This is a genomic window from Gallibacterium anatis DSM 16844 = F 149, assembly GCF_000379785.1.
Taxonomy (GTDB): domain Bacteria; phylum Pseudomonadota; class Gammaproteobacteria; order Enterobacterales; family Pasteurellaceae; genus Gallibacterium; species Gallibacterium anatis.
In genome coordinates, this window is record NZ_KB903694.1 from 1 (window position 1) to 26,527 (window position 26,527).

33 protein-coding genes are annotated in these 26,527 nt (G+C 38.8%); 13 read left to right on the forward strand and 20 right to left on the reverse strand.

The annotated features are described in order from the left end of the window. A partial coding sequence (locus tag A3EO_RS12710; protein ID WP_211206175.1) for a transposase occupies window positions 1-212 on the forward strand: 212 nt, incomplete at its 5' end. Between the two features lie 115 nt (window positions 213-327). On the opposite strand, the gene A3EO_RS0105865 is transcribed toward A3EO_RS12710, so the two are convergent. Together A3EO_RS0105865 and A3EO_RS0105870 are read right to left on the reverse strand one after the other, a co-directional pair. After that, window positions 328-780: an NfeD family protein gene (locus A3EO_RS0105865; protein WP_018346389.1), complete on the reverse strand. Its 453-nt coding sequence runs from the start codon at window positions 778-780 to the stop codon at window positions 328-330. Next, the gene (locus A3EO_RS0105870) at window positions 777-1,733 is read right to left on the reverse strand and encodes an SPFH domain-containing protein (RefSeq protein WP_018346390.1); all 957 of its coding nucleotides are present in this window, start codon (window positions 1,731-1,733) and stop codon (window positions 777-779) included. Before A3EO_RS0105870 ends, A3EO_RS0105865 begins: the two co-directional genes overlap by 4 nt. Window positions 1,734-1,921: 188 nt before the next feature. On the opposite strand from A3EO_RS0105870, the gene moeA reads away from it, so the two are divergent. Both moeA and moeB read left to right on the forward strand, forming a co-directional pair. After that, complete coding sequence (gene moeA / locus A3EO_RS0105875; protein WP_018346391.1) at window positions 1,922-3,151, forward strand: molybdopterin molybdotransferase MoeA; 1,230 nt, start codon at window positions 1,922-1,924, stop codon at window positions 3,149-3,151. Window positions 3,152-3,159: 8 nt separating this feature from the next. Further along, window positions 3,160-3,888, forward strand: coding sequence for a molybdopterin-synthase adenylyltransferase MoeB (gene moeB, locus A3EO_RS0105880; protein WP_018346392.1), 729 nt, complete (start codon window positions 3,160-3,162; stop codon window positions 3,886-3,888). Window positions 3,889-3,935: 47 nt separating this feature from the next. Here moeB and A3EO_RS0105885 read toward each other — a convergent pair whose 3' ends face one another. The 5 genes from A3EO_RS0105885 to arsC form a co-directional block, all read right to left on the reverse strand. Then, a complete protein-coding gene (locus tag A3EO_RS0105885) occupies window positions 3,936-4,229 on the reverse strand; it encodes a heavy-metal-associated domain-containing protein (protein ID WP_018346393.1) in 294 nt (97 codons plus the stop codon). 2 nt (window positions 4,230-4,231) lie between these two features. Further along, window positions 4,232-4,594, reverse strand: a complete 363-nt coding sequence (locus A3EO_RS0105890; RefSeq protein WP_013746833.1) for a mercuric transporter MerT family protein — start codon at window positions 4,592-4,594, stop codon at window positions 4,232-4,234. Next, a complete protein-coding gene (locus tag A3EO_RS0105895) occupies window positions 4,566-5,672 on the reverse strand; it encodes a transglutaminase domain-containing protein (RefSeq protein ID WP_018346394.1) in 1,107 nt (368 codons plus the stop codon). The genes A3EO_RS0105890 and A3EO_RS0105895 overlap by 29 nt, the downstream gene beginning before the upstream one ends. A gap of 172 nt (window positions 5,673-5,844) precedes the next feature. Then, a complete protein-coding gene (locus tag A3EO_RS12715) occupies window positions 5,845-6,030 on the reverse strand; it encodes an alternative ribosome-rescue factor A (RefSeq protein WP_230585709.1) in 186 nt (61 codons plus the stop codon). 74 nt (window positions 6,031-6,104) lie between these two features. Continuing rightward, a complete protein-coding gene (arsC, locus tag A3EO_RS0105905; RefSeq protein WP_018346396.1) occupies window positions 6,105-6,467 on the reverse strand; it encodes an arsenate reductase (glutaredoxin) in 363 nt (120 codons plus the stop codon). A 280-nt stretch (window positions 6,468-6,747) separates the two neighbouring features. On the opposite strand from arsC, the gene rplM reads away from it, so the two are divergent. Further along, entirely contained in the window at window positions 6,748-7,176 is a 429-nt protein-coding gene (gene rplM, locus A3EO_RS0105910; RefSeq protein WP_026211022.1) for a 50S ribosomal protein L13, read from the forward strand. Window positions 7,177-7,192: 16 nt separating this feature from the next. Further along, window positions 7,193-7,582, forward strand: a complete 390-nt coding sequence (rpsI, locus tag A3EO_RS0105915; RefSeq protein ID WP_013746828.1) for a 30S ribosomal protein S9 — start codon at window positions 7,193-7,195, stop codon at window positions 7,580-7,582. 262 nt (window positions 7,583-7,844) lie between these two features. On the opposite strand, the gene A3EO_RS0105920 is transcribed toward rpsI, so the two are convergent. Beyond that, window positions 7,845-8,189, reverse strand: a complete 345-nt coding sequence (locus tag A3EO_RS0105920; RefSeq protein ID WP_018346397.1) for a DUF496 family protein — start codon at window positions 8,187-8,189, stop codon at window positions 7,845-7,847. A gap of 212 nt (window positions 8,190-8,401) precedes the next feature. On the opposite strand from A3EO_RS0105920, the gene serC reads away from it, so the two are divergent. The 7 genes from serC to yedF all read left to right on the forward strand — a co-directional run bounded on the left by serC (window position 8,402) and on the right by yedF (window position 15,495). Beyond that, window positions 8,402-9,487: a 3-phosphoserine/phosphohydroxythreonine transaminase gene (gene serC, locus A3EO_RS0105925; RefSeq protein ID WP_018346398.1), complete on the forward strand. Its 1,086-nt coding sequence runs from the start codon at window positions 8,402-8,404 to the stop codon at window positions 9,485-9,487. Between the two features lie 18 nt (window positions 9,488-9,505). Next, window positions 9,506-10,603 carry a histidinol-phosphate transaminase gene (hisC, locus tag A3EO_RS0105930; RefSeq protein WP_018346399.1) on the forward strand — a complete coding sequence of 366 codons (1,098 nt, stop codon included), beginning with the start codon at window positions 9,506-9,508 and terminating at the stop codon, window positions 10,601-10,603. 28 nt (window positions 10,604-10,631) lie between these two features. Further along, window positions 10,632-11,930 (forward strand): 3-phosphoshikimate 1-carboxyvinyltransferase, encoded by a 1,299-nt coding sequence (gene aroA / locus A3EO_RS0105935; RefSeq protein WP_018346400.1) that lies wholly within the window; start codon window positions 10,632-10,634, stop codon window positions 11,928-11,930. A 199-nt stretch (window positions 11,931-12,129) separates the two neighbouring features. Further along, window positions 12,130-13,452, forward strand: a complete 1,323-nt coding sequence (hemA, locus tag A3EO_RS0105940; RefSeq protein WP_018346401.1) for a glutamyl-tRNA reductase — start codon at window positions 12,130-12,132, stop codon at window positions 13,450-13,452. Continuing rightward, complete coding sequence (gloA2, locus tag A3EO_RS0105945) at window positions 13,452-13,847, forward strand: SMU1112c/YaeR family gloxylase I-like metalloprotein (RefSeq protein ID WP_018346402.1); 396 nt, start codon at window positions 13,452-13,454, stop codon at window positions 13,845-13,847. The genes hemA and gloA2 overlap by 1 nt, the downstream gene beginning before the upstream one ends. A gap of 181 nt (window positions 13,848-14,028) precedes the next feature. Further along, window positions 14,029-15,231, forward strand: coding sequence for a selenium metabolism membrane protein YedE/FdhT (gene yedE, locus A3EO_RS0105950; protein WP_018346403.1), 1,203 nt, complete (start codon window positions 14,029-14,031; stop codon window positions 15,229-15,231). Window positions 15,232-15,252: 21 nt separating this feature from the next. Then, window positions 15,253-15,495 (forward strand): sulfurtransferase-like selenium metabolism protein YedF, encoded by a 243-nt coding sequence (gene yedF / locus A3EO_RS0105955; RefSeq protein ID WP_018346404.1) that lies wholly within the window; start codon window positions 15,253-15,255, stop codon window positions 15,493-15,495. A gap of 69 nt (window positions 15,496-15,564) precedes the next feature. Here the strand turns inward: yedF and pal are convergent, their stop codons facing one another. The 10 genes from pal to A3EO_RS0106005 form a co-directional block, all read right to left on the reverse strand. Next, window positions 15,565-16,017, reverse strand: coding sequence for a peptidoglycan-associated lipoprotein Pal (gene pal, locus A3EO_RS0105960; RefSeq protein ID WP_018346405.1), 453 nt, complete (start codon window positions 16,015-16,017; stop codon window positions 15,565-15,567). Window positions 16,018-16,027: 10 nt separating this feature from the next. Then, a complete protein-coding gene (gene tolB, locus A3EO_RS0105965) occupies window positions 16,028-17,326 on the reverse strand; it encodes a Tol-Pal system beta propeller repeat protein TolB (protein WP_013746818.1) in 1,299 nt (432 codons plus the stop codon). A gap of 25 nt (window positions 17,327-17,351) precedes the next feature. Next, on the reverse strand, window positions 17,352-18,773 hold the full coding sequence (gene tolA / locus A3EO_RS0105970) for a cell envelope integrity protein TolA (protein ID WP_018346406.1): 1,422 nt from the start codon (window positions 18,771-18,773) through the stop codon (window positions 17,352-17,354). A 16-nt stretch (window positions 18,774-18,789) separates the two neighbouring features. Further along, window positions 18,790-19,212 (reverse strand): colicin uptake protein TolR, encoded by a 423-nt coding sequence (gene tolR / locus A3EO_RS0105975; RefSeq protein ID WP_013746816.1) that lies wholly within the window; start codon window positions 19,210-19,212, stop codon window positions 18,790-18,792. 32 nt (window positions 19,213-19,244) lie between these two features. Next, complete coding sequence (tolQ, locus tag A3EO_RS0105980; protein ID WP_013746815.1) at window positions 19,245-19,934, reverse strand: protein TolQ; 690 nt, start codon at window positions 19,932-19,934, stop codon at window positions 19,245-19,247. A gap of 22 nt (window positions 19,935-19,956) precedes the next feature. Then, window positions 19,957-20,367, reverse strand: a complete 411-nt coding sequence (gene ybgC / locus A3EO_RS0105985) for a tol-pal system-associated acyl-CoA thioesterase (RefSeq protein ID WP_013746814.1) — start codon at window positions 20,365-20,367, stop codon at window positions 19,957-19,959. 111 nt (window positions 20,368-20,478) lie between these two features. After that, the gene (ybgE, locus tag A3EO_RS0105990) at window positions 20,479-20,766 is read right to left on the reverse strand and encodes a cyd operon protein YbgE (protein WP_018346407.1); all 288 of its coding nucleotides are present in this window, start codon (window positions 20,764-20,766) and stop codon (window positions 20,479-20,481) included. A gap of 9 nt (window positions 20,767-20,775) precedes the next feature. Next, window positions 20,776-20,874 (reverse strand): cytochrome bd oxidase small subunit, CydX/CbdX family, encoded by a 99-nt coding sequence (locus A3EO_RS13130; protein ID WP_018346408.1) that lies wholly within the window; start codon window positions 20,872-20,874, stop codon window positions 20,776-20,778. Between the two features lie 10 nt (window positions 20,875-20,884). Beyond that, entirely contained in the window at window positions 20,885-22,021 is a 1,137-nt protein-coding gene (gene cydB, locus A3EO_RS0106000) for a cytochrome d ubiquinol oxidase subunit II (RefSeq protein WP_018346409.1), read from the reverse strand. A 15-nt stretch (window positions 22,022-22,036) separates the two neighbouring features. After that, the gene (locus A3EO_RS0106005) at window positions 22,037-23,587 is read right to left on the reverse strand and encodes a cytochrome ubiquinol oxidase subunit I (RefSeq protein WP_018346410.1); all 1,551 of its coding nucleotides are present in this window, start codon (window positions 23,585-23,587) and stop codon (window positions 22,037-22,039) included. Between the two features lie 459 nt (window positions 23,588-24,046). On the opposite strand from A3EO_RS0106005, the gene A3EO_RS0106010 reads away from it, so the two are divergent. Then, window positions 24,047-24,337: a DUF5339 domain-containing protein gene (locus A3EO_RS0106010; RefSeq protein ID WP_013746810.1), complete on the forward strand. Its 291-nt coding sequence runs from the start codon at window positions 24,047-24,049 to the stop codon at window positions 24,335-24,337. A gap of 445 nt (window positions 24,338-24,782) precedes the next feature. On the opposite strand, the gene A3EO_RS0106015 is transcribed toward A3EO_RS0106010, so the two are convergent. After that, the gene (locus tag A3EO_RS0106015) at window positions 24,783-26,156 is read right to left on the reverse strand and encodes an MFS transporter (protein WP_018346411.1); all 1,374 of its coding nucleotides are present in this window, start codon (window positions 26,154-26,156) and stop codon (window positions 24,783-24,785) included. Between the two features lie 174 nt (window positions 26,157-26,330). Next, the coding region (locus A3EO_RS0106020) for a transposase (RefSeq protein WP_026210926.1) at window positions 26,331-26,527 on the reverse strand (197 nt) is incomplete at its 5' end.

The following is a 26,527-nucleotide window of genomic DNA, read 5'->3' on the forward strand; positions in this document are numbered from 1 at the left end:
CGGATGCCAAACAACATCACGGACATCGCTATGCTCGTTATAGAGGATTATCCAAAGTGCAAATGCAATGCTTCCTTGCGGCAATGGCACAAAATATCAAGAAAATTGCCCTGGTGGTATGGGCTATTTTGTCTTATTTATGGCGTCAATTTTACTTGTTTGAGGCATGGGTAAAACAATCAGCGAAAATGACCGCTGGCACCATTATCTGAAAGGAAAAGCAAGAGAAAAGCGACAAAGTAAAAAAACAACCCCATTTTTATCAAATGATTTTGGAAAGATGGGTTTGTCAGCAGTCTGCGGCGATATCTATCGCCGTTTTTTTATTTAATTTTTAATGACTTTCACTACCAAAGTAATCCCTTTGATTGATACCACTTCAACAATATCGCCTTGGTGTAATTGGTCCCCTTCCACCCGCCAACTACTGTCGCCAAACTTGGCACGAGCAATATGATCCGTAGCCACCTCAGTAATGACACCTTGTTGCCCCAACATTGCTAATCCTCTTTGATTCAGCAATTCAGCGGCAATATTCTGTTGATTACGCTTACTCTGAATTTTCCACCAACATAAGCTGGCGAGCACGGCTATCACTGCAAATAGTATGCCGCCAACCACTAATGAAAGTAGAAAAAAATAGCTCAATATTGCCAATACTAATGCCGCAATCCCCCACCATAAAAAGAAAATACCGGGGACAACAATTTCCAAAATCAACAGCACAAACCCGAGTACCAACCAATGAATTGCTCCCCATTGCGCTAACCATTCCATCATTTTTGTGTTCCCGATTGTTTTAACAATTCATTGATACCAGCAATTGATCCCATTAAATTGCTCGCTTCCAACGGCATCAATACCACTTTGCTATTCTCCGCTTGTCCAATTTGTTGTAAAGCTTCAGTATATTTCTGAGCAACAAAGTAATTAACCGCTTGAATATTACCAGCTGCAATAGCCTCAGACACCATTTGTGTTGCTTTTGCTTCTGCTTCCGCTTCACGTTCACGTGCTTCCGCACGTAAAAAAGCTTCCTGCCGTTCTCCCTCTGCTTGCAAAATTCTAGACTGTTTTTCTGCTTCAGATTGCAAGATCTGTGCCTGTTTTTCACCTTCCGCCCGAAGAATTGCAGCTTGACGCACTCCTTCTGCTTCAAGAATTTCCGCACGTTTATTACGCTCCGCCTTCATTTGTGCATTCATTGAATTAATCAACTCTTTTGGCGGACGCACATCTCTAATTTCAATTCTGGTGACTTTCACACCCCAAGGATTGGTCGCTTCATCCACAATTGCCAATAAACGACTGTTTATCGCGTCACGCTGCGATAACATTTCATCCAATTCCATTGAGCCCAACACAGTACGAATATTAGTCAGGGTTAAATTAATAATCGCCTGTTCCAAATGATTCACTTCATAAGCCGCATTACGCGCATCAATCACCTGCACAAAGCAAACCGCATCGATCGATACATTTGCGTTATCTTTAGAAATCACCTCTTGTGAGGGAATATCCAACACCTGCTCCATCATATTAATTTTACGACCGATACGATCAATAAACGGAACGATAATATTCAATCCCGGTGTTAATGTTCTGGTATAACGCCCGAATCGTTCAATCGTCCAGTGATAGCCTTGTGGCACAGTTTTTACCGCTGAAACTAACACCACAATCACTAAAATAATGAAAAAAATGGTTCCGATTGGAATGCTCTCTAAATACATAACGCCTCCTAAGTTAAATTGGATCTACATCTTCCCACAACAAGCAACGATTGCAATAGCGAGATGAAATCTATTTACAAATTTATGATTTACCACAAATTATACCCAGAAAGGCTTATCAACTTAACCTAAACAAATGATCTAAGTTACGTTACAATGCACCAACATTATTTATAAAGGATAAATTTATGGCTGATTTATTAACCTTTGAACAAGCATTAAACTTACTTTTGCAACAGCTGCCAACGCCGAATAAAGCACAAATTGAAACTATTGCGCTTGATCAGGCAGATCAACGTATTTGTGCCGAAGCTGTCATTTCACCGATTAATGTGCCGGCTTTTGATAATTCCGCAATGGATGGTTACGCCGTAAGAATGGCTGATTTGCAACAATCTATGACACTGACAATTGCTGGTAAAGCCTTTGCCGGACAACCTTTTAATGGTGAATGGACAAAAGGCGGCGCAGTAAGAATTATGACCGGAGCAATGATCCCTGCAGGCGCTGATGCGGTGGTAATGCAGGAAAAAGTGATTGTCAATGCTGACGGTAGCGTGACTTTCCAACAACTTCCTAAATTGGGCGAGAATATTCGCCGTATCGGTGATGATGTCAAACAGGGTGAAGAAGTTCTAGCTCAAGGTGCAAAACTGACATCGGTCGCCTTGCCATTACTTGCTTCACTGGGCATTGAAAAAGTGAAAGTTTTCCCTCGAGTCAAAGTAGCTGTGATTTCCACCGGAGATGAATTGGTTCCGGTTGGGCAACCACTGCAAGCAGGGCAAATTTATGATACCAACCGTTTCGCAGTTAAATTAATGCTGCAACGCTTAAATTGTGAAATACTCGATTTCGGCATCTTACCGGACAATGAACAGCAGTTTGAGCAAGCATTCCGCGATGCGCAACAACAGGCAGATTTGGTTATTACCAGCGGCGGTGTTTCTGTCGGCGAAGCCGATTTTACTAAAAATGTACTTGAACGCTTGGGGAATATTAATTTCTGGAAATTGGCGATTAAACCGGGTAAACCTTTTGCTTTTGGCAAATTGGAAAATGCTTGGTTCTGTGGTTTGCCGGGCAATCCGGTTTCGGCGTTTGTCACCTTTTATCAATTAGTGCAACCGGCAATTGCCAAATTAAGCGGGTTTAGCCAATGGCAAGCACCACAAAAATTACCGGCCATTGCGGCACAACCATTGAAAAAAGGTGTCGGTCGTTTAGATTTTCAACGCGGTTTCTATCAAGTTAACGAACAAGGTCAAATTGAAGTTTCACCGGTTCGTTTCCAAGGCTCACATATGTTCAGTTCGTTTGTCCAAAGCAACTGCTTTATCGTCTTGGAACAGGAACGCGGTAATGTTGCCGCCGGCGAAACCGTAATGATCGAACCATTTAACTTTCTCATAAATTGACAGACAAAATGAAAATTGAATTAACTGATCACGAAATGTTGCGTTATAACCGACAAATTGTGATGAAAGCGATTGACTTTGATGGTCAGGAAAAATTAAAAGCAGGTAAAATGTTGATTGTCGGACTGGGAGGTTTGGGCTGCGCTGCAGCACAATATCTTGCTGCCGCCGGTGTCGGCGAATTAACACTGCTGGATTTCGATAAAGTGTCGTTATCCAATTTACAACGTCAGGTTTTGCATACCGATCAGCGTATTGATATGCCGAAAGTCGAATCGGCTAAAATGGCACTTTCCCAAATTAATCCGCTTATTAAAATTAATACGATTAATCAGAAAATGACTTCGCAACAGTTGGAACAATTAATTGCGACTGTTGATGTCGTGTTGGATTGTACTGACAATGTCGAAAGCCGCAATCAGCTTGATCTGATTTGCCAACAATTACAAAAACCGCTTGTTTCCGGAGCGGCAATCAGAATGGAAGGGCAAATTACTGTTTTTACTTATCAACCCGGCACACCGAGCTATCGCAATTTAAGTCAATTATTCGGCGAGAATGTTTTAAGCTGTGTCGAAGCCGGCGTCTTATCGCCGATTGTCGGCATTGTCGGTTCTATTCAGGCGTTAGAAGCAATTAAGGTACTGCTCAATATCGGCGATATTTTATGTGGCAGATTATTGATGATTGATGGAATGTCAATGCAATTTAGGGAATTAAAACTCCCTGTTTCTTAAGCAAAAAATGGGCTTTTTGCCCATTTTCTCAACAATTACAACATTTGTTACAGCACTTTTGCGCGATAGTGCAATTTTTCCATTGCTTTAATCAACTGCTCATTGCTGACCTTATCGGTTGTGATCACTTTTACCGTGTGTGCATTCATATCCGCTTTGGTCTTCAAAACGCCCTCAATTGAACGCAACTCCTTATTCACCAAATAAACACACAACTGACAATTCATCTCATCAACCTGCATCGTCAGCTCTCTTTGATTATTTGTTACCGACTGTTCGTCTGCATAACTGTAACCACATAACGAGATTAAAAATAACAATACTGCAAAAAATTTTTTCATCTTTAAGCCATCCTTTCTAAAATCCACGGTAAGACAGTCGGATAAGTGAGAAAAAATAAAATAATGACAAACACTAACCAATATAAAATCATTAGCCATTTGCGCGATAAATATTTAGTACAGATAATTTTTTTAGAAAACATCAGTAACCAAAAACCGTAACCGAATGCTGCCAATGAAATAATCAGCATCGGAATACGCAAATAATCATATTGATTGAGTTCAATTAGCCACGTGGAAGAAACACCGAAAACTAAATAAATCAAGGGTGCAATGCAGCATAACGTTGAGGTCACTGCTGCAACCACAGCAGTGACACAACTTGCAAAGAAACGATTATTTAATTTCTTTTGAGATAAATTCATAACCGAACTCTTTAGCATCAAAAGAGTTAAGCGGATCCCCGCCTACTTCAGCATACGGATAACCAAAGTTATTAATTGGTTTCAACTCAGGTGCCGGATAGAGATCAAAATCACGCGCGTGATTAAAGCCAACCCAGTTTGCTTCCCAGTTACCGAATAAATATTTCGCTACCGCTTGAGTATCCGCATCCTGCACTGATTTTTTCTCAGTTAGGCGCATTTTCGCCACATCAGCAGAATCGACCGGCACCCAGCCGTAACCGGCTAAATAAAATTCAGCTCGGCAATGTTGACCGCCATTTTCATTCGCAACACCGTCTTTAGCACTGCCAAAAGCTTTTTTAGAATATTTTGACATTTTCGGTGCATCGCCTAAACGAATACCGAAAATTTCTCGTGCCGGAATACCGGAAGCTCTAGCCAACGCAACAAATACTGAATTAATATCAGTACATTTACCTTTTAATACGCCTGTTGTTAGGATTTTTTCAACATCACCGTCACCACAGCCTAAAACAGAATTATCACGTTCCATATTGTTGACGATCCATTCGTGGATCAATTCTGCTTTTTTCAATGGATTTTTTTCATTGCCAACGATTTTATCGGCATATTCTTTAACAATACCATCAATTTTGATATGAGATGTTGCTTTTAAATAGGGTTGAACATCAACTGAATATTCAATCTTTTCCGGAACTTTATAATCTTTCAATGCACCGGTAACCATCGGTTCACGATCTTTAGTTTCGATCACCATTTTCACTTTAAGCAGACGTTTATCCGCTTTTTCATCCCAATTTGCAAACAATGTTTTTGCGCCGTATTGGTTATTTTCCGTCACATAGGCATTACGATAATTACCTTCAAATTCAACGGATTTTAAAGTCTGATAATCACTATCGAAAGGCAATGGAACCCACAAATTTGTTTCGCCTTGAGCACCTTTAGGCACAACAAGATCGTAACTATTAGTAAATTCATAGGTGTGAGTGGTTGTATTTGGATTAACTTGAGTAACAGGTGCTGCAAATGCCATTCCGGACATCAGCATAGAAGCTAAAAGAAGTTTTTTCATATTGTATAACCTTAAAATAAACATAACTTGTTATATTTCATTTGTCCGACAAAATGCCGGACGACTAAGAATACTCACATTATCGGTATAAGAAAAGCTTCTTTTTATAAAAATGGAAATTTTTTTAAGAAATAAGAGGGGAAGACAAAACAAAAATGCAGCGATAAAGACTTTAAAATAAAATGTTTATCGTTGCATTTTCATAATTGCGTTTAACGTGTTTCGCCTTACGTTGATAACTGCCTTTGCCTTTACGGTTACGCTCAACTCGAGCTCTGAACAGTTTATCCGTCACCAGTGCTTTCATCGCACTCTCTTGAATGTCACCTCGTTGGTGCTGATATTTCATATTCATCATATATCTCCATAATAAAATTATAAAAACGCCGCTGATTAAAGCGGCGGTATTATGACAAAAAATTAACGAGTTGACTATAAAATTTCCAACACTTGTTCCGGTGGACGACCGATGCGTGCCTGATTACCATTTATGACAATCGGACGTTCCAACAAAGCGGAATGTTCCACAATTGCCTGTAATAATTGTTGCCGTTGCGCTTCCACATTTGGATCAAGCTGATCCAAACCTAATGATTTATACAGTTCATCTTTTGTACGCATCATTTTTCTCGGATCATCAATCGCTAATTTACGCATCAAATCTTCAAGCTCCTGCAATGAAAAATGATGTTGCAAATAAAGCTCTATGTCAGGCTTCACTTGCTTTTCTTCTAATAATTGCAATGTTGCTCTGCTTTTCGAACAACGTGGGTTATGCAAAATTTTAACACTCATCTATTTATTACTCCTTTTTATATGGCAAAGAGATGATTACTTTAACACGTCAGCTTTCATTATGCGGAAAATCCGAAAATAAACCATAAAAAATAAAATTTAAATAGTTTTTTAATTTTGCTTACTGTATAATCTTGCGACCCTGTTAATTACATTGGTTTTCCCGCCGTGTAATTTTTTTATGCTTAAAATCTACTCGAAGGGGTATGACGACAAGCGAAAAGGTGTGTTCAAATTCTTGGGCACAGGGTGTTAAATTATTATTTTGGTAATGAAATTAATGAAAACTTTTGTAGCAAAACCAGAAACAGTAAAACGCGACTGGTATGTAGTTGATGCGACAGGTAAAACTTTAGGTCGTTTAGCTACAGAAATCGCACGTCGCTTGCGTGGTAAACACAAAGCTGAATATACTCCACACGTTGATACAGGTGATTACATCATCGTTATCAATGCAGAAAAAGTAGCCGTAACCGGTCGTAAAAAAACTGATAAACTTTACTACTGGCACACTGGCTATGTTGGTGGTATTAAACAAGCGACTTTTGCTGAAATGATTGCTCGTCGTCCTGAACGCGTGATTGAAATCGCAGTTAAAGGTATGTTACCTAAAGGTCCTTTAGGTCGCGATATGTACCGTAAATTGAAAGTGTATGCAGGTAGCGAACATAATCACGCTGCACAGCAACCACAAGTTTTAGATATTTAATCACGAGGTTTAGACTATGGCAGATCAAAACTACGGCACAGGCCGCCGCAAAAGCTCTTCAGCTCGTGTATTTTTAAGACCGGGCACAGGTAAAATTACTATTAATCAACGTGAAATTGATGTTTATTTTGGTCGTGAAACATCACGTATGATTGTTCGCCAACCATTAGAATTAGTTGATATGGCAGATAAATTCGATCTTTATATCACTGTTAAAGGTGGCGGTATTTCTGGTCAAGCAGGTGCAATTCGTCACGGTATTACTCGTGCGTTAATTGAATACGATGAAACATTACGCCCAGCATTACGTGCTGCAGGATTTGTAACCCGTGATGCTCGTCGTGTTGAACGTAAAAAAGTGGGTCTTCACAAAGCACGTCGTCGTCCACAATACTCAAAACGTTAATACGATTTTGCACAATTCAAGATCAAAAAAGGGCTGTTTTTTCAGCCCTTTTCTTTTGTCCTATCTGCCTATGACGCCCTTTCTTTTTACCTTTCCTATTTCTATAAGTTCTCTTCTTTTCTCTCAATTAACAATAATATTTTCACGTACGCTATCATCAGATAACAAATAAAAAACCCGTCTTATGTTCCGCACAACAAAGCGTTTTGATGAACCAAGACAGGTTTTTCTTTCGTATTTTCAGCGTATAGCTTCTGTTTTGCTACTCTTTATCTTTCTTCAGCATCTCTGCGTGTAAGCGACTCTGCTCTTTCATTGCTTTTTTGATTTCTTGGCGTTGTTTTGACGCTTCAGCATTACGAATCATATAGTCATCCACACGAGACTCATAATCATCACGCATATTGGCAATAATGGCACGAATATCCGCTACCGACATATCATCAGTGATATATTGATTTAAGTTATCAAGTAATAACACCCTTTTCTGGTTATCTCTAATTTTGCGATCATTATCGGCAATATCACGCAAAAGTTTATTCTTTTGACGATACATACGCACATACTCCAACACATCTTCAAAACATTTTTTGCTTACATTTTCCATAGTTGACTCTCTTATTGATACATAAAACATTCTGTGCCTACTGTAGCGGTTTTTTAGGGTATCGTCAAAAAGATGTGACGGTTTTCTTACTTGGATCAAATACGTCTGCTCAATAATTCATAAACCGGATAGAAAGCGATTGATAATTCACATTTCTAGTGTTAAAACTAAGCACATTTGTATGAATAAAATAAACAAGAAGGTGAATAAATATGACAGACGTATTTAATTTTAGTGCAGGTCCGGCAATGATGCCTAAGGAAGTTTTACAACGTGCCCAAGCAGAACTGCTTGACTGGGAATCTCTCGGCACTTCAGTAATGGAAGTCAGCCATCGTGGTGCTAATTTTATGGCATTGGCAAAACGTTCTATTGAAGACTTACGCAAACTATTCAATGTGCCTAATAATTATCAAATTCTGTTTGCTCAAGGTGGTGCCAGAGGGCAATTTGCGGCGATTCCAATGAATTTACTTTCCGAAAATGGCAAAGCGCTTTATTTAACCAGTGGTCACTGGTCAACAGCGGCAGCAAAAGAGGCAAAATTATTCGGCAATGTAGATGAAATCAATATTTTAACGGAAGAAAACGGTAAAACAGCCGTAACTGATCTTGATTTCAGCAATATCGCCGAACAATACGATTATGTGCATTACTGCCCGAATGAAACTATCAGTGGAGTGGAAATCTTTGATGTTCCTAACGTTGGCAATGCCACATTAATTGCGGATATGTCATCAAATATTCTTTCTCGCAAAGTTGATATCAGCAAATTCGGTATGATCTATGCCGGTGCGCAAAAAAATGTGGGACCATCAGGGATCACATTAATCATTATTCGCGATGATCTTATCGGTAAAGCACGTCGTAGCACGCCATCAGTGTGGAATTATCAAATTTTACTCGATCACGATTCTATGTTTAATACACCGCCAACATTTGCGTGGTATCTCTGCTCATTAGTATTCGAACATCTATTGGCGAATGGTGGAATTGAACAGGTTGAATTAAAAAATCGTGCCAAAGCAGAATTGCTCTATCGTTATATTGATCAAAGCAATTTTTATCAGAATAACGTTGCCGCCAAAAATCGTTCATTAATGAATGTGACCTTCACCACCAATAATGATGAATTAAATGCAAAATTTGTCAGTGAGTCCAATGCTGCCGGTTTAAGAGCATTAAAAGGTCATAAAGTGCTGGGCGGTATGCGTGCTTCCATTTATAACGCAATGCCGATTGCCGGCGTAGAAGCCTTAATTGCTTTTATGGAAAAATTTGCTAAAGAAAATCAATAATTAATCACAGGAAATCATATGAAATTCTTAGATGTTGCCAACACTGGCGTTAAACAGTTATCTCCTTATCAAGCAGGAAAACCAATAGAAGAATTGGAACGAGAATTAGGCATTCATAATATTATTAAATTGGCTTCCAACGAAAATCCTTTTGGTTTTTCTGATGTTGCCAAACAAGCCATTTTAAATGAACTCAACCAACTTACACGTTATCCTGATTCCAACGGTTTTTACTTTAAACAAGCGGCAGCAAAAAAATTTGGTCTTGATCCGTCACAAATTACATTAGGTAACGGTTCAAACGATCTTATTGAATTAATTGCACACACCTTTGTCAGTGAACAGGACGAGGTGATTTTCTCGCAATATGCCTTTATCGTTTATCCTTTAGTAACACAGGCACTTAACGCTAAAGCAGTCGTCATTCCGGAAAAAAACTGGGGTCACGATTTGCCTCAATTTTTAGCGCATATTACTGACAAAACTAAACTAATTTATATTGCTAACCCAAATAACCCGACAGGGACATTCCTTACAACAGCGGAAATTGATCAATTTTTAGCAAAAGTACCGGAACATATTATTGTGGTACTTGATGAGGCCTACACTGAATTCACCGATCCTACCGAACGTGTTCCTTCGTTCGAATTACAGAAAAAGTATGCCAATTTAGTGGTGTGTAGAACGCTTTCAAAAGCATACGGTTTAGCCGGCCTTCGTATCGGTTATGCTGTTTCTAACCCTGAAATTGCCGGCTTATTTAATCGTGTCCGTCAGCCGTTTAACTGCAACAGTCTTGCTCTAGCCGCAGCTACTGCCGTGATCAATGATGATGATTTCGTCAATAAAGTGGCTGAAAATAATCGACAAGGAATGAAACTGCTCGTGGATTTCTTTGAAAAGCAAGGATTGGATTATATTCCATCCAAAGGTAACTTTATTACGGTTGATTTTAAACAACCTGCCTTGCCTATTTACGATGCGCTGCTACATAAAGGCATTATTGTGCGTCCTATTGCCGGTTACGGAATGCCTAATCACTTGCGTATCAGCATTGGTTTACCGGAAGAAAATCAAGCATTTATCGATGCATTAACTGAGATTTTAGCGAATTAATTGATAATTAAAAGGAACATTGCTATTTATGAATTCCATTACATTGAATCCTATCGCTTATATTGACGGAGAAATTACACTACCCGGTTCGAAAAGCCTTTCCAACCGAGCATTATTATTAGCTGCCCTAGCAAAGGGAACAACAACAATCACTAATCTTTTGGATAGCGATGATGTCCGCCATATGTTGAATGCACTAAAAGCATTAGGTGTTCAATATCAATTATCCGAAGACAAAACTGTCTGTGAAATTCAAGGCAATGCCGGTGCTTTTGAATGGCAAAATGGATTGAGTTTATTTTTAGGAAATGCCGGCACAGCAATGCGTCCTTTAACCGCAGCACTCTGTTTAGCCTCTGATAACGCTAAGCCTAGTGAAATTGTCTTAACCGGTGAGCCGAGAATGAAAGAGCGCCCTATTCAACATTTGGTTGATGCTTTGCGACAAATGGGGGCTGAAATAGACTATTTAGAGCAGGAAGGTTATCCGCCGCTTGCTATTCGCAATCACGGATTAAACGGTGGCAAAATTGAAATCAATGGTGCTATTTCATCTCAATTTCTTACTGCGTTATTAATGGCGGCTCCATTAGCAAAACAGGATAGCGAAATTCATATTGTAGGCGATCTGGTATCCAAACCTTATATCGATATTACATTAAAGATGATGTCTGTTTTCGGAGTGCAAGTGCAACACCATAACTACCAGATATTTTTCGTGAAGGGTAACCAACAGTATCAATCACCATCCTCTTTTATGGTTGAAGGTGATGCCTCCTCTGCCTCCTACTTCTTGGCGGCGGCTGCAATAAAAGGCAAGGTCAAAGTCAATGGTATTGGTAAAAAGAGTATTCAAGGAGACATTCAATTTATTGATGTTCTTGAAAAAATGGGGGCAAAAGTACGTTGGCACGATCACTATGTTGAAATAGAAAAAAACGCATTGCACGGCATTGATTTGGATATGAATCATATTCCGGATGCTGCAATGACAATTGCCACTACTGCACTTTTCGCTGAAGGTGAAACCGTTATTCGTAACATTTATAACTGGCGTGTAAAAGAGACCGATCGTTTAACTGCAATGGCAACCGAGCTTAGAAAAGTTAGCGCTGAAGTTGAAGAAGGAGAAGATTTCTTACGTATCCAACCGCTTGCCTTGGATCAATTTAAACACGCAGAAATTGCAACCTATAACGATCATCGAATGGCAATGTGTTTTGCCTTAATCGCACTTTCTAACACACCGGTCACGATTTTAGAACCGGAGTGTACGGCAAAAACATTCCCGACTTTTTTTGACGAATTCACAAAAATTGCTCATTAAAAAAAGAGGAGATATTGATCGTCTAATCAATATCTCTTCTCTTTCAATATAATACCTATTAGGTATCTTTTGCTATCAAATCAAAAAAATTCCTGCTTTTATTTGCTAGTTGTTAGCAGATTATTTAAAATCTTTCTGTTTTATTTTTCGTTTTTTTAAATGTGGGAATAGCGGTGTTCCGCTAGTAAAAGAGTGATTTATGGCAATTTTGGTATTAGGTATTAACCATAAAACCGCAACCGTGGCTTTACGTGAAAAAGTTTCATTCGATGATGATAAACGTCAACTTGCATTACAACAGTTACAATCCGAATTAGCAGAGAGTGCCGTTATTGTATCCACCTGTAACCGCACTGAAATTTACTTGCACAACCGCCATATTTCGCCACAGGAAGATAACGAACAAAATCAACAATGGCTACAACAAGTCAAAAGCTGGTTTGCCCAATTACACCGGATCACTGAAGAAGAATTACAGCGCTCTATTTACATCCAACAAAACCAACAATGTGTCACACATTTAATGCGCGTTGCCTGTGGTTTAGACTCATTAATCCTTGGCGAACCGCAAATTTTAGGGCAGGTGAAACAGGCCTTTCAATTCAGCGAGAATTTTTATCAGCAGCAACATTCTGCTATTTCTACCGAACTTTCGCGCCTATTTCAAAAAACTTTTTCTACCGCCAAACGAGTGAGAACTGAAACCGAAATCGGCGGCAGTGCCGTTTCTGTTGCTTATGCCGCTTGTAGTTTAGCGCGACAAATTTTTGATTCTTTTAAACGTTTACGCATTTTATTAGTGGGTGCCGGTGAAACTATCGAATTGGTCAGCCGTCATTTGTTTCAGCACGGCGCAAAACACATTATGATTGCTAACCGCACCATTGCTAACGCGGAGGCATTGGCAGCGCGTGTTGGCGGGCAAATGGATATTTTATCGCTGGATCAACTCCAACAAGGGCTAAATCTTGCTGATATTGTGATTACTTCTACCGGCAGTCCAAATATCCTCATTACACACGAAATGGTCAAAGTGGCACAGAAACAACGCCGATTTGATCCAATGTTGATTGTTGATATTGCTGTTCCTCGCGACGTTGAAGATAAAGTAAGTGAGCTTGAATCTGTCTATCATTATAGCGTTGACGATCTGCAAAATATTATTCAGCACAATATGCAACAACGGGAACAAGCTTCCGTTGAAGCGGAAAATATTATTCAGGAAGAGTGCGCTGATTTCTTTGTTTGGCTAAAACTTCATCAATCTTCAAGTCTGATAAAAAATTATCGTCAACAGGCAGAGCAAATTCGTTTGGAGCTGCTTGAAAAAGCATTAACTTCATTACAACAAGGCACTGATAGCGAAAAAGTAATGCAAGAATTAAGCTATAAATTAATGAATCGTTTATTACACACACCAACCCAAGTGATGCAGCAATTAGTTAAAGCCGGCGAAACAAAGAGTTTACAGCTGTTTTCCAAATCACTTGGACTCAGTGACAATGAACAGCAGGAGGAGTAATGTCGCCATTAATAGGTTTCCACCATATCGCCTTAATTGTTTCCAATTATGAAGTTTCCAAACATTTTTATATCAATATTCTTGGTGCTGAAGTGATTGCGGAAACTTATCGCCAAGCAAGACAGAGTTATAAATTGGATTTGCGTTTTCGCGATGGCAGTCAAATTGAGTTGTTCTCTTTTCCAATAACACCACCAAGACCGACAACGCCTGAAGCTTGTGGGTTACGTCATCTTGCTTTTAAAGTGGACGATCTTCAACAAGCTATTGAATATTTGAATCAACGCAATGTTGAATGTGAACCGGTACGCATTGATGAACTCACCGGTAAGCAATTTACGTTTTTTAAAGATCCGGACGGTTTACCGTTGGAACTTTATCAATGGGAGAATTAAATTCTCCCACTATCTGATCTACTTTAAGTTGCTTATTACATAGCAAAATCTGAAGTATTTCGTCTAAGGTATCGCAAGTTTGTGTGCCGGATAACGAAATTTTTCCTCATTTAAGCAGTAAAGCTTTCGTTCTATTCACACCTATTTGCGAAATTATTTTATTTTTCTATTAGGAGATAAAATGTTTTGGCAAACATTCAAACAAAACTATCTAATTAAATTCTGGAACCCTGTACCTGCTGTGATTGCAACAGGTATTTTATCCGCCTACTACTTCGGATTGACCGGCACTTATTGGGCGGTTACCGGCGAATTCACCAAATGGGGAGGGCATATTTTACAATGGTTCGGCGTTGATATCAGCGACTGGGGATATTTCCAGTTAATAAAAATGGACGGTAATATTTTCACGCGTGTTAGCGGTGTGACCATTATTGGAATGTTCGTAGGTGCTTTTGTTGCTGCACTTTGGGCGAACAATATTAAATTACGCCTACCACAAAATAAGATCAGAGTATGCCAAGCTTTAATTGGTGGCATTATTGCCGGTTTCGGTGCAAGATTGGCAATGGGCTGTAATCTCGCCTCGCTTTTCACCGGTATTCCTCAATTTTCATTACACGCTTGGTTTTTCACTGTAGCTACCGCTATCGGCACTTATATCGGGGTAAAAGTCAGCCTTTCTCCACTTTTCAGAACACCAGTCAAATTGATTAAAGCTTCACAAGCAACTAGGGTAAAAATAGATGAACGCAAACAACGGCAACGATTAAATATAGGAATACTTTTCTTTATTGCTGCCCTAATAGTTTCTATCTACATTTTATTAAACGTATCAATCAAATTAGGCTTTGGTTTATTATTTGGATTAGCATTCGGTATTTTAATTGAACGTTCTCAATTATGTTTCACTTCTGCATTCCGCGATTTATGGATTAGCGGTCGCACTCTCATCCTAAAAGCTATTATTTTTGGAATGTTAGCCAGTACGCTCGGAACTTATGCCTTTATTCAGGCAGGATTAACACCAATTATTGCTTGGAGTGGAACGAACGTTATCATTGGCGGTTTGTTGTTCGGTTTCGGTATTGTATTAGCCGGCGGTTGTGAAACCGGCTGGATGTATCGTGCGGTAGAAGGACAAACGCATTTCTGGATCGTGGGTATAGGCAACATCATCGGTTCGGTATTACTCGCGGCTGTTTGGGACGATATTGCACCATCACTTGCTTTTAGCTATCCAAAAATCAATATGCTGGAAAGTCTCGGTCAAATTGGAGGATTATTAGCCAACTATGCGCTGCTTTTCCTCTTACTTTTATCCGTTTTATTATGGGAAAAGTTTTTCCACCAAAAAAGAAAAAGCCTAGCAATGAATCATTAATTTCAATTTAGGAGTTTATTTATGACAAAAAAAGATATCATTATTCCAACCTACCGTTTAGATACTCACGGCGAACCCTGCCCATATCCGGCAGTGGCGACTTTAGAGGCGATGGAACAATTAAAACCGGGAGAAATTTTAGAAATTATCAGCGATTGTCCTCAATCTATCAATAACATTCCGGTAGATGCCAAAAATTATGGCTATAAAGTATTAGATATAAAACAGGATGGCTCAACTATCTATTACTGGATTCAAAAATAATTTTGCTGAATTCAAACAAAAAAGAAAGCCCCAAACGGGGCTTTCCAAAAGAATTGCTAATAGATGTGATTAGTAAGCTAATACTGCACGACGATCTTTAGCATAATCTGCTTCGGTGTGACCTAATACAGCTGGTTTTTCTTCACCGTAAGAGATTGTTGATAATTGACCACCTTGAACGCCTTTGCCTTCTAAGTAGTTTTTAACTGCATCTGCACGACGTTGACCTAACGCGATGTTGTATTCTGGAGTACCACGTGGGTCAGTGTGACCTTCAACTTGTACTTTTGAAGAAGTATCTGTTAAGTATTGTGCGTGAGCATCTAATAATTGAGCATATTCTGGTTGGATATCATATTTATCGAAACCAAAATATACAGTGTTGTAGCGTTGTTGTAATTCTTGCGCAGTCATATTACCGTAAAGTTTACCTTGTTGATCAGCTGCTTTATCAGAGCTGCTACAAGCTGCTAACGCTAATACTGGTGCTGCAACCATTAACACTTTAGCTAATTTTTTCATTTTATTCTCCTTAATTTTGAGTTAAATATGGCGACCAGGCAGGGAATTTAATTTGTCCCCCTGAACCAGGTAACCTTGCTTTGAAACGTCCATCTGAGGACACTAATTGTAGCACTTTGCTTACACCTTGGGTAGAACTATAAATCACCATAGTTCCATTAGGTGCAAAGCTCGGGCTTTCATCTAGGAAAGTAGAAGTTAACGCTGTAATACTTCCGCTTTCTAAATCTTTTTTCACCAATTTATTACCATTGACCATTACAATCTCTTTACCGTCCGGAGACATTTCACCGCTGTAGCTGTTTCCTGGAGGGCTTACTAATGACGCACCACCGCCATTCGCACCCATCATATAAACAGCAGGAGCACCGCCTCTGTCAGACGTAAAGATAATGGAAGAACCATCACTCGACCAACTTGGCTCTGTATTATTACCGCTACCACTGGTTAATTTCACCGGTGAACCGCCACCAACACCCATCACATAAATATTCAACACACCGTCCTCATTTGAAGCAAATGCAATACGAGAACCGTCCGGTGAAAATGATGGTGCACCGTTATGACCTGGTAATGATGCAATAATTTTACGGGATTTACTAGCAAGATCTTGCAAAACCAATAAAGATTTTTTCTTTTCAAATACGCTATATGCTAATTTTTTACCATCTGCAGACCAAGCCGGTGACATAATAGGTTGTGAGCTATGGAATACATTAAAGGCATTGTAACCGTCATAGTCAGATACTTGTAAATCATAAGAGCCGGAATTATTTTGGATAACATAAGCAATACGTGTTCTAAATGCTCCACGGATACCGGTTAATTTTTCAAACACCTGATCGCTAACAGTATGTGCGCCCCAGCGAATCCATTGATTGGTTACAGTATAAGAATTCTGCGATAAAACCGCGCCCGGTGTACCTGATGCCCCAACAGTATCAACAAGTTGGTATGAAATACTATAACCGCCACCTGCTGGTGTTACCTGTCCGACAACAATAGCATCGATACCCAATGCTGACCAAGCTTCAACATTAACCTCGCCGGCAGAAGTCGGCTGCTGAGGCATTCTGTCTACCGGAATCGGATTAAATTTACCACTAAAACGTAAATCTGAAGAGATAATATCAGCAATATCGGCAGGTGCTGAACCCGGACCGTTCCATTTAAAAGGAACAACCGCAATTGGGCGCGCACTATCCACCCCTTCATCAATAACGATTCTAACTTCGGCAAAAACTTGCGTTGCCTGCACTAACAGACAGGCTATTGCCAATATCCAACTATATACAACTTTTTTAATCATAAGGTCACTCTTCCTCAAGTATTACCTATCTCAATTTAAAATCAATTACCGGTTTTTGATATTTTCTATACACAGCATCTGATGGTGGCGCCGGCACTTTCTTCGTTAAGGCTACCGCTCTCAATGCTGATGTACAGATATCATCCGGACCGGAAACTTTGTGATAATTCAAAATTGTTCCATCTCTCGCCAATTCAATTTGTACTGTACAAACTTTATTAGCAAAACTTGCATCTTTCAACCAACGGCGTTGAATTTCACGCTTAATAATCGCAGTATATTGATCTCCGACAACATCTCCCTCACCGGCACCATTACCGCCACTGGAGCCTTCCGACCCTTTACGGTTACTGTTGCTTCCTTGACGACTGCTGCCTCCACCAATATCACCATTATTAAGGAAATCATCCAATGCATTCTGTTGTGCTAAACGTTGTGCTTTTGCTTCCGCATCTGCCTTCGCCTTTGCAGCGGCTTTTGCTTTAGCCTCAGCAGCCGCTTTAGCTTTTGCTGCTTGTTCCGCTTTTGCTTTGGCTTCAGCTGCCGCTTTTTCAGCTTTTTCCTTAGCTTCTTTTTCGGCTTTGGCTTTAGCTTCAGCTGCCACTTTTGCAGCTTTTTCCTTAGCTTCTTTTTCGGCTTTGGCTTTAGCTTCTGCTGCTGCCTTTTCGGCTTTTTCTTTAGCTTCTTTTTCGGCTTTGGCTTTAGCTTCTGCTGCTGCCTTTTCGGCTTTTTCTTTAGCTTCTTTTTCCGCTTTAGCCTTAGCTTCAGCCGCTGCTTTTTCAGCTTTTTCTTTAGCTTCTTTTTCCGCTTTAGCCTTAGCTTCAGCCGCTGCTTTTTCAGCTTTTTCTTTAGCTTCTTGTTCAGCTTTCGCTTTAGCCTCAGCTGCTGCTTTAGCCGCTTTTTCTTTTGCCTCTTTTTCCGCTTGTGCTTTAGCTAAAGCTGCCTTTTCTGCTTGCTCCTTCGCTAATTTTTCTGCTTTCTCTTTTGCTGCTTTTTCAGCTTGTTCCTTCGCTAATTGTTCAGCTTTTTCTTTAGCTTCACGTTCCGCTTGCTCTTTAGCTTGTTGCTCTGCTTTTGCTTTAGCTTGTTGTTCCGCCTTCTCTCTCGCAGCTTGTTCTGCCTTTTCTTTTGCTTCTTCAGCCTTTTGCTGTTCTTGACGTTCTTTTTCAGCCTGTTCTTTGCTTTGCTGCTCTCTTTCTTTATCAGCTATTTCCTGTTTTGATGGCGGATTACCTTTCTTCTCTTGCTGTAATCTGCCCCATTCTTGAGCGGCAGCCCCAGTATCAACCATAATGGCACCTAAAACTTCGCCATTGCCTTCACCGCCACCCATTGGCTTTACTTCTTCCAGTCTTGAACCGATAAAAAGTAAACCAAAAAGCAGAATGTGCAAAAGAATTGAAATCAAAACTGCTTTTTTGAATTTCTGTTGTTGATTATATTGCACAATACTATCCTAATCTTTATAGCGGATCTGTCATTAAACCCACGCTTTTTATCCCTGCGGTATGCAGTAAATTTAACCCTTTGATAATTTCTTCATAAGGTGCATCTTTTGCCCCACCAACAAGAAACAGTGTTGTATTATCCTTTTCAAATGCTTCTTTTGACATTTGAACAACCATTTCTTCGGTTAGATTTTCATTTCTTACACCATCAATAGAAAGCGTATATTGATTTGTGCCGTCAACTTCCAAAATAACCGGTGTTTTATCTTCATTAGAAACGGTTTGACTGTCAGTAGAATCCGGCAAATCGACTTGCACACTTTGGCTAATAATCGGTGCAGTAGCCATAAATATTAATAATAAAACTAACAATACATCCAAAAACGGGACGATATTAATTTCAGACTTTATTGATCGACCCTGACGACGAGATTGCATAATGTCCTCTTTGCTTACAACATCAAGAAAAATTAATTATGAAAATTGCTTTGACCAAATACTTTACGGTGCAAAATTGTCGTAAATTCATCAATAAAATTCGCATAATTCTGTTCAAGTTTATTCACTCTTAAACTTAAACGGTTATAGGCCATTACTGCAGGAATTGCTGCGAAAAGACCGATTGCGGTTGCAATCAACGCTTCAGCAATACCCGGTGCCACCATTTGCAAAGTTGCCTGTTTAACATTACTTAATGCCATAAAGGCATGCATAATTCCCCATACTGTACCGAATAACCCGATATAAGGACTCACTGAAGCAACTGTCGCTAAGAAAGGCACTGTATTTTCCACATCTTCAATCTCACGATTCATCGCTAAATGCATTGCACGCGAACTTCCTTGAATAATAGATTCTGATGCATTCGGATTAGCTTGTTTAAGGCGGGAAAATTCTTTAAAGCCAACAAAAAAGATTTGTTCACTGCCGGAAAGTCCATCACGGCGATTGGATAATCCTTCATAAAGTTTAGTCAAATCTTCGCCTGACCAAAAACGTTCTTCAAAAGTCATTGATTGTTTTAATGCTTTAGAAAGAATCTTACTGCGTTGAATAATAATTGCCCAAGAAATAATTGAAAATAGGATTAAGATTGAAATCACTATTTGTACAACTACACTGGCTTTAAGAAATAAGTCGAAAAAATTCAATTCAGACATTTAATGCTCCATAAACTGTCTATCACGGTTTTTCATCTTTGAGTAATCTTTTGATTTCTTGAGGAAGTGAGGTGGGTTTCATGAGATTTATATTTACGCAAGCTACTTTCACTATTGCAGAACAATAAAGTTTGTTCTCTTGAATTAACTTCTGTGTGAAAACCAAACTGGCATTTTTAACTTCAACTAAAGTCGTTTCGACAATTAATAAATCGTCTAGGCGAGCTGGGTAGCGGAAATCAATTTCCATCTGTTTAACAACAAAAGCAATACCTTGCTGTTGTATAATTTCATTTTGAGAGAACCCTTTTTCTCTCAAGAATTCTGTTCTCGCTCGTTCAAAAAAATGAAGATAGCGAGCATGATAAACAACGCCCCCTGCATCAGTATCTTCATAATAGATGCGAACTGGGTATGTAGAGTTATTTTTCATTGCTACTGCTATCTGTTTCTCTATAACAAAAAAGTTTCGCTATTCTAATGAACGCACAAATTAACTGCAATAGGATTGATGACTTAAACATAAAAAAATTTTTCTTTACCATCACATAAAATAGATAAATATGAGCGTCATAATCGCAACAATATAAGAAAAGATCGGTAAAAACAATAACTTCCATACTGTTTTATAAACTTCCAGACCGAAACCGTGGATCCATAGCGTTGCCACGCTCCAAAAAATGATTAGCGTATAAATCGGCGAAATACCACCATAATCCAATGCAAAGCGTTCCGTATACAGAAAAATTGTTGCTGTCAGAATTAATGCGAGAACGAATGAAAGGGCTCGAAATGAGCCCTTATTTGTTAATTGATACAGTGTTTGAATCATATCGTATTATTACTCATCAAACTTACCGGTTTTCTCAATACTGATATTGATCACCGCTGTTAAGCAGACTGCAAATAACACGCCCAAAACCCAAGTTACATAAAACATAATTTTCTCCTTAGTATAATGAGTGTTTGTTATTTTCGATGAAGTTTTCATCGATACGACCAAACATCTTAATGTATGACCAGATGGTGTAGCTTAATAGGATTACAACAAAAATAAGAGCTAAGATTAACATTAATGTTAATGTTAATTGGCTTGAGCTTGAATCCCATAATAATAAGCTCATTTCTGGATGAGTCACTGACGGCATTAAGAATGGGAACATTGAAACACCGCAAGTTAAGATAATGCCAGCCATTGTCAATGATGAGAATAAGAAGGCAAATCCGGAACGATCCGCTTTAGAGAACACGATGTTCAATAATGCGGAAACAACTGCCAATGCAGGGAAAATCCAAAGAATCGGCATTTCTTTGTAATTATTGAACCAAGCACCTTCCTGCATAATCACTTCTTTACCGAATGGTGATGTAGGAGCACTGTGATCGATCGCACTGGTTACAACGAAACCGTCTTTGAATAATAACCATACGCCGGCTAATACAAATGCAACTAAAGTAACTAATGCACCAACTTGAGAAATCACTCTTGCACGATTACGTAAATCGGCAGTTGTTTTCATTTGTAACCAAGCAGCACCTTGTGTTGTTAACATTGCTAAGCTGATAACACCGCAAAGAAGGGCGAATGGATTTAATAATTCGAAGAACGATCCTGTATATTTCACTTGAACGATAGAGCTAAATTCAAACGGCACACCTTGCAATAAGTTACCGAATGCCACACCGAAAACAAGTGAAGGAACAAAACCACCGATAAATAATCCTAAATCCCACGCTTTACGCCAAGTCGGATTTTCTACTTTAGCACGATATTCCAATCCAACCGGACGGAAGAATAGTGCGGCTAAAACAAGGATCATTGCGATATAAAATCCTGAGAAGGATGTCGCATAAATAAGTGGGAATGCAGCAAACATTGCACCACCGGCAGTTAATAACCAAACTTGGTTACCATCCCAGTGTGGAGCGATAGAGTTGAGCATAATACGTTTTTCCACTTCTTTTTTACCTGCGAAAGGAAGAAGTGTTAAAACACCCATATCGAATCCATCAGTAACTGCAAAGCCAATAAGCAACACACCTAAGAGGATCCACCATACAAATCGTAGAAATTCATAATCAATCATGATTTAGGCTCCTGCTTATTTAGTTGATTGTTCAAAATAGTAACGACCGGTCTTTAATGCGCTTGGACCAAGTCGACTATATTTAACCATTAGATATACTTCTGCAATTAAGAAGATAGTATATAACGCACAGACTAGACCAATTGAGAACCAGAGATCGCCGGTTGTCAATGCAGAGTTTGCTACGCCTACCGGTAATACTTCAAAAATTGCCCAAGGCTGTCTTCCGTATTCAGCTAAAAACCAACCTGATTCAATTGCAATCCACGGTAATGGAAGACCAAAGAGCAATGCTTTAAGTAAGAATTTGTTTGTACCGACAGTTTTTCTCATATTTGCAACAAATGCACCGATGAGAAGAAGTAGTAATAAACCACCAGCAAACATCATAATACGGAATGACCAGAAAGTCGGTCCAACATCAGGAATAGTATCTGCTGCTGCCTGTTTTATCTGTTCGTCAGTCGCATCAACAACATTATCGGTATAACGTTTTAACAATAAACCGTATCCAAGATCTTTTTCCACTGCTTTAAATTGAGCAATAGTATCTGCATCTTTTTGACCTGAACGAAGTTTTTCAAGCAAACCGTATGCAACCATACCATTACGTACACGTTCTTCATTTTGAACTCGTAGATCATTCAAACCGGTGATTTCTTTATCTAAAGAACGGGTGGCAATGATACCTGCAGCGTAAGGAATTTGTAATGCAAATTCATTACGGCCTTCTTGTGAATTCGGAACAATAGCAATATTCCACGCAGCCGGAGCCGGTTCAGTATCCCATTCACCTTCCATAGCAGCAAGTTTAGTAGGTTGAGCCTGACCGACTTCATAACCTGCTTCATCACCCATAATTAAAACGGATAATACTGCAATGAAACCGAATGTCGCACCAACAGAGAAAGAACGTTTTGCAAAACCGATATCACGACCTTTAAGCAAATAGTAAGAACTCACTGCTAATACGAAAACCGCACCACAAACATAACCGGAAGATAAGGTATGTAAGAATTTAGTTTGTGCTTGAGGATTTAACCATAGGTCTAGGAAACTGCTCATTTCCATACGCATAGTATCAAAATTGAATTCTGCGCCTACAGGATCTTGCATCCAGCCGTTTGCAACCAAAATCCACATTGCTGATAAGTTTGAACCGAATGCAACGCAGTAAGTTGATAACAAGTGTTTCGCTTTTGAAAGTCTATCCCAACCGAAGAAGAATAAACCCACGAAAGTAGATTCTAAGAAGAATGCAAGTAATGCTTCAATTGCTAATGGTGCACCGAAGATATCACCTACATAGTGTGAATAATAAGACCAGTTAGTACCAAATTGGAATTCCATTGTGATACCAGTTGTTACCCCTAGAGCAAAGTTAATACCAAACAATTTGCCCCAGAACTTAGTCATATCTTTATATACCTCTTTCCCTGTCGTTACATAGATGGTTTCCATTATTACAAGAATAAAAGATAACCCCAATGTTACCGGCACGAATAGGAAGTGGTATAGTGCAGTCAATGCAAACTGCAATCTCGAGAGTTCAACAATGTCTAACATCTCAATCAACCTCTTGTACCCAATACAAGTTTTAAAAAAGATTACAAATCCTGTAATCACCCCATCAGCTATTAATCAATACCAATTAATTAGCTTAAATATCAAACTCAGGTAAAGATATGATTTATTTCACACCGAAATAAAGGATAACTCTAACCGTTTAATACATCTTTTATTCTACTCCTAAAAATGGGGTATAGGAAACCCAAAAAGTTTTAGATTGATCACAAAATCGCATTAAAATCAAAAAAATAAATTTCAATAACAGAATATTATTTGATACATATCAATTTTTATATTTTTTGTAACATTTTATTAAAAACTTCTTTTTTGATTTTTCGACAAAAACAGACTGTTCCTTCTCTAACAATGTCATTTTTTATAGACAATGCCCTCTTTTTTTGTTATTTTCTGTCGCACATTTTTTCGACGAACATTTTAAAATCTTACGGTCAGTATATGTTTAAATTTAGTTTTTTAGCAGCACTACTCTTTTGTGCTTTAGCTTCCAATAGTTTTGCCAACACAAGTACACAAATTCCTAGCCAATGCCAACAACTCTTCCAGCAGACAGAAGAACTCATTTCAGAAGCAGAGAAACAACCCGGCACACATCTACAAATTGCAAACATCAAAAATAAACTATCTGAAAGCAAACAAAAAATCCTACAAATGAGTGTTGAACATCAAATTAAAAGTTGCGATAAAGGATTACTTGCATTAAATAATATGAAAGGAAAAGAAGAATAATTAATCAAAAAGATTATATTATAGCCAATAAAATCTTTTTCTTTAAAAAAATAGAACAAATAAGTGTTTAGCAGAAAAACAAGTTTAATAATATTTAGTTGCTAAAATTATTTATATTTTGATCGTATTATTTTTATTGTTTGTACAGTGCCTAATAAACAGAAAATTTGGTAGTAACTATTTTTTATAGTTACTACCAATTTTTTAGTCATAATCAACCGAGTTGTTGCTCAAAAGCAACTCAAAGGCTAATGCTATAAGACTTCAAGCCACTTTTTAGCAACAATTTTGTCTACTATGCCTGTTAATTTATGTTTTAACTCACAGAAAATATCTGAAATACTTCTTATAAGTTAAAAAGTTGAAAGAGAGTCACTCTTCCAAATTAAATGGTATTAGCCATAAACCGTGTGTTTTCAGACATTGTTAATAAAACAATCCACAGCTAGCATAAATCTGTTTTTTCTTGTTGTGCGACTGCTACCTCCAAAACTTGGCGAGTTGTCATCGTACTATCAATTTTAATATAAGCACATTGATCTTCAGGAATGATAATAGCCTCATAAACCCCAGTTTGTCGTAAGAAAAAATCTTTCCATACATCATTATTACGACATTCAGTAAGTCCAGTAAGCCGAATACGCAAATTAGCCAAATATGGGGGTTCATTCATCGTAAAAGCAAGCGCGAGCCATAAGACCGCCAACAGCGTTGCTGATAAAAACAATACCTCTGTACCAAAATGCCCAACAATCCAACCGCCGATACTTCCTCCGGCAGCAGCACCCAAAAACTGGAACGTCGAATAAACGCCTAACGCTGTGCCTTTACTTCCTGCCGGCGCTTCTTTACTAATAAGGGATGGAAGCAATGCCTCCATAAGATTAAAGCCGATAAAAAACAATAAAGTTCCAAGAATAAGAGCCCACAACTGATTATCCGCCCACCACAAAGTTGCTTCGGCAGCAATCAAAATCACAATACAGCACAAGAAAACAGCCTTCATTTTGCGTTTCGTTTCAGCAATAATAATTCCCGGAACCACACTTACAAAAGCAATCAGCATCGTGACGAGATAAATCTGCCAATGACGATAAGCCGGAAAATCGGCACGCTCAAAACAAAGAGGTAACGCAATAAAAGTTGTCATCAACAAGCAGTGCATACAAAAAATACCAATGTTAAGTTTCATTATCTGTGGTTGTTTTAATACCTCTTTCAAACAACCTTTAATCACTGCCGATTCACTGTTACGTATGTGATATTGACTTTTTGGAATCACTGTTATGGTTAAGAAAATCCCGCCTGTAGCCAATACCGCTATAAACCAAAATAACCCTTGCAAACCAATCTGATGTGTAATGATAGGCCCTGTCACCATCGCAATTGCAAAAGTGATGCCAAAAGAAACACCTATAAATGCCATTGCTTTAGTGCGAATTTGTTCACGTGTTAAATCGGATAATAATGCCATTACCGCTGCAGAAATTGCCCCACTGCCTTGTAAGGCACGCCCGATAATTACACCCCAGATTGAAGTTGACAAAGCAGCAATGATGCTGCCAATAACAAAAATGGATAATCCTAAAATAATTAAAGTTTTACGTTCTACTTTATCAGACCACAAGCCAAAAGGGATTTGAAAAATTGCTTGCATAAAACCATATATACCAATCGCAATACCGATAAGGGTTTCATTCGCTCCCTGTAAATGCATACCATAAGTAGTCAATACCGGTAGCACCATAAACATTCCGAACATACGTAAGGAAAAAATGGTACCGAGTCCCCAAGTAGCCTTACGCTCTTCGGTGGTCATACAATTATCATTATTAAGCGCTGTTTTATTCATACTATTTTTAACGGAATTAATAAAATACAAAAAATCTGTCCAGAGGACAGATTCAGACCGCTGACAAACCCACCTTTCCAAAATCATTTGATAAAAGTGGGTTTGTTTTTTTACTTTGTCGCTTTTCTCTTGCTTTTCCTTTCAGATAACGGTGCCAGCGGTCATTTTCGCTGATTGTTTTACCCATGCCTCAAACAAGTAAAATTGACGCCATAAATAAGACAAAATAGCCCATACCACCAGGGCAATTTTCTTGATATTTTGTGCCATTGCCGCAAGGAAGCATTGCATTTGCACTTTGGATAATCCTCTATAACGAGCATAGCGATGTCCGTGAT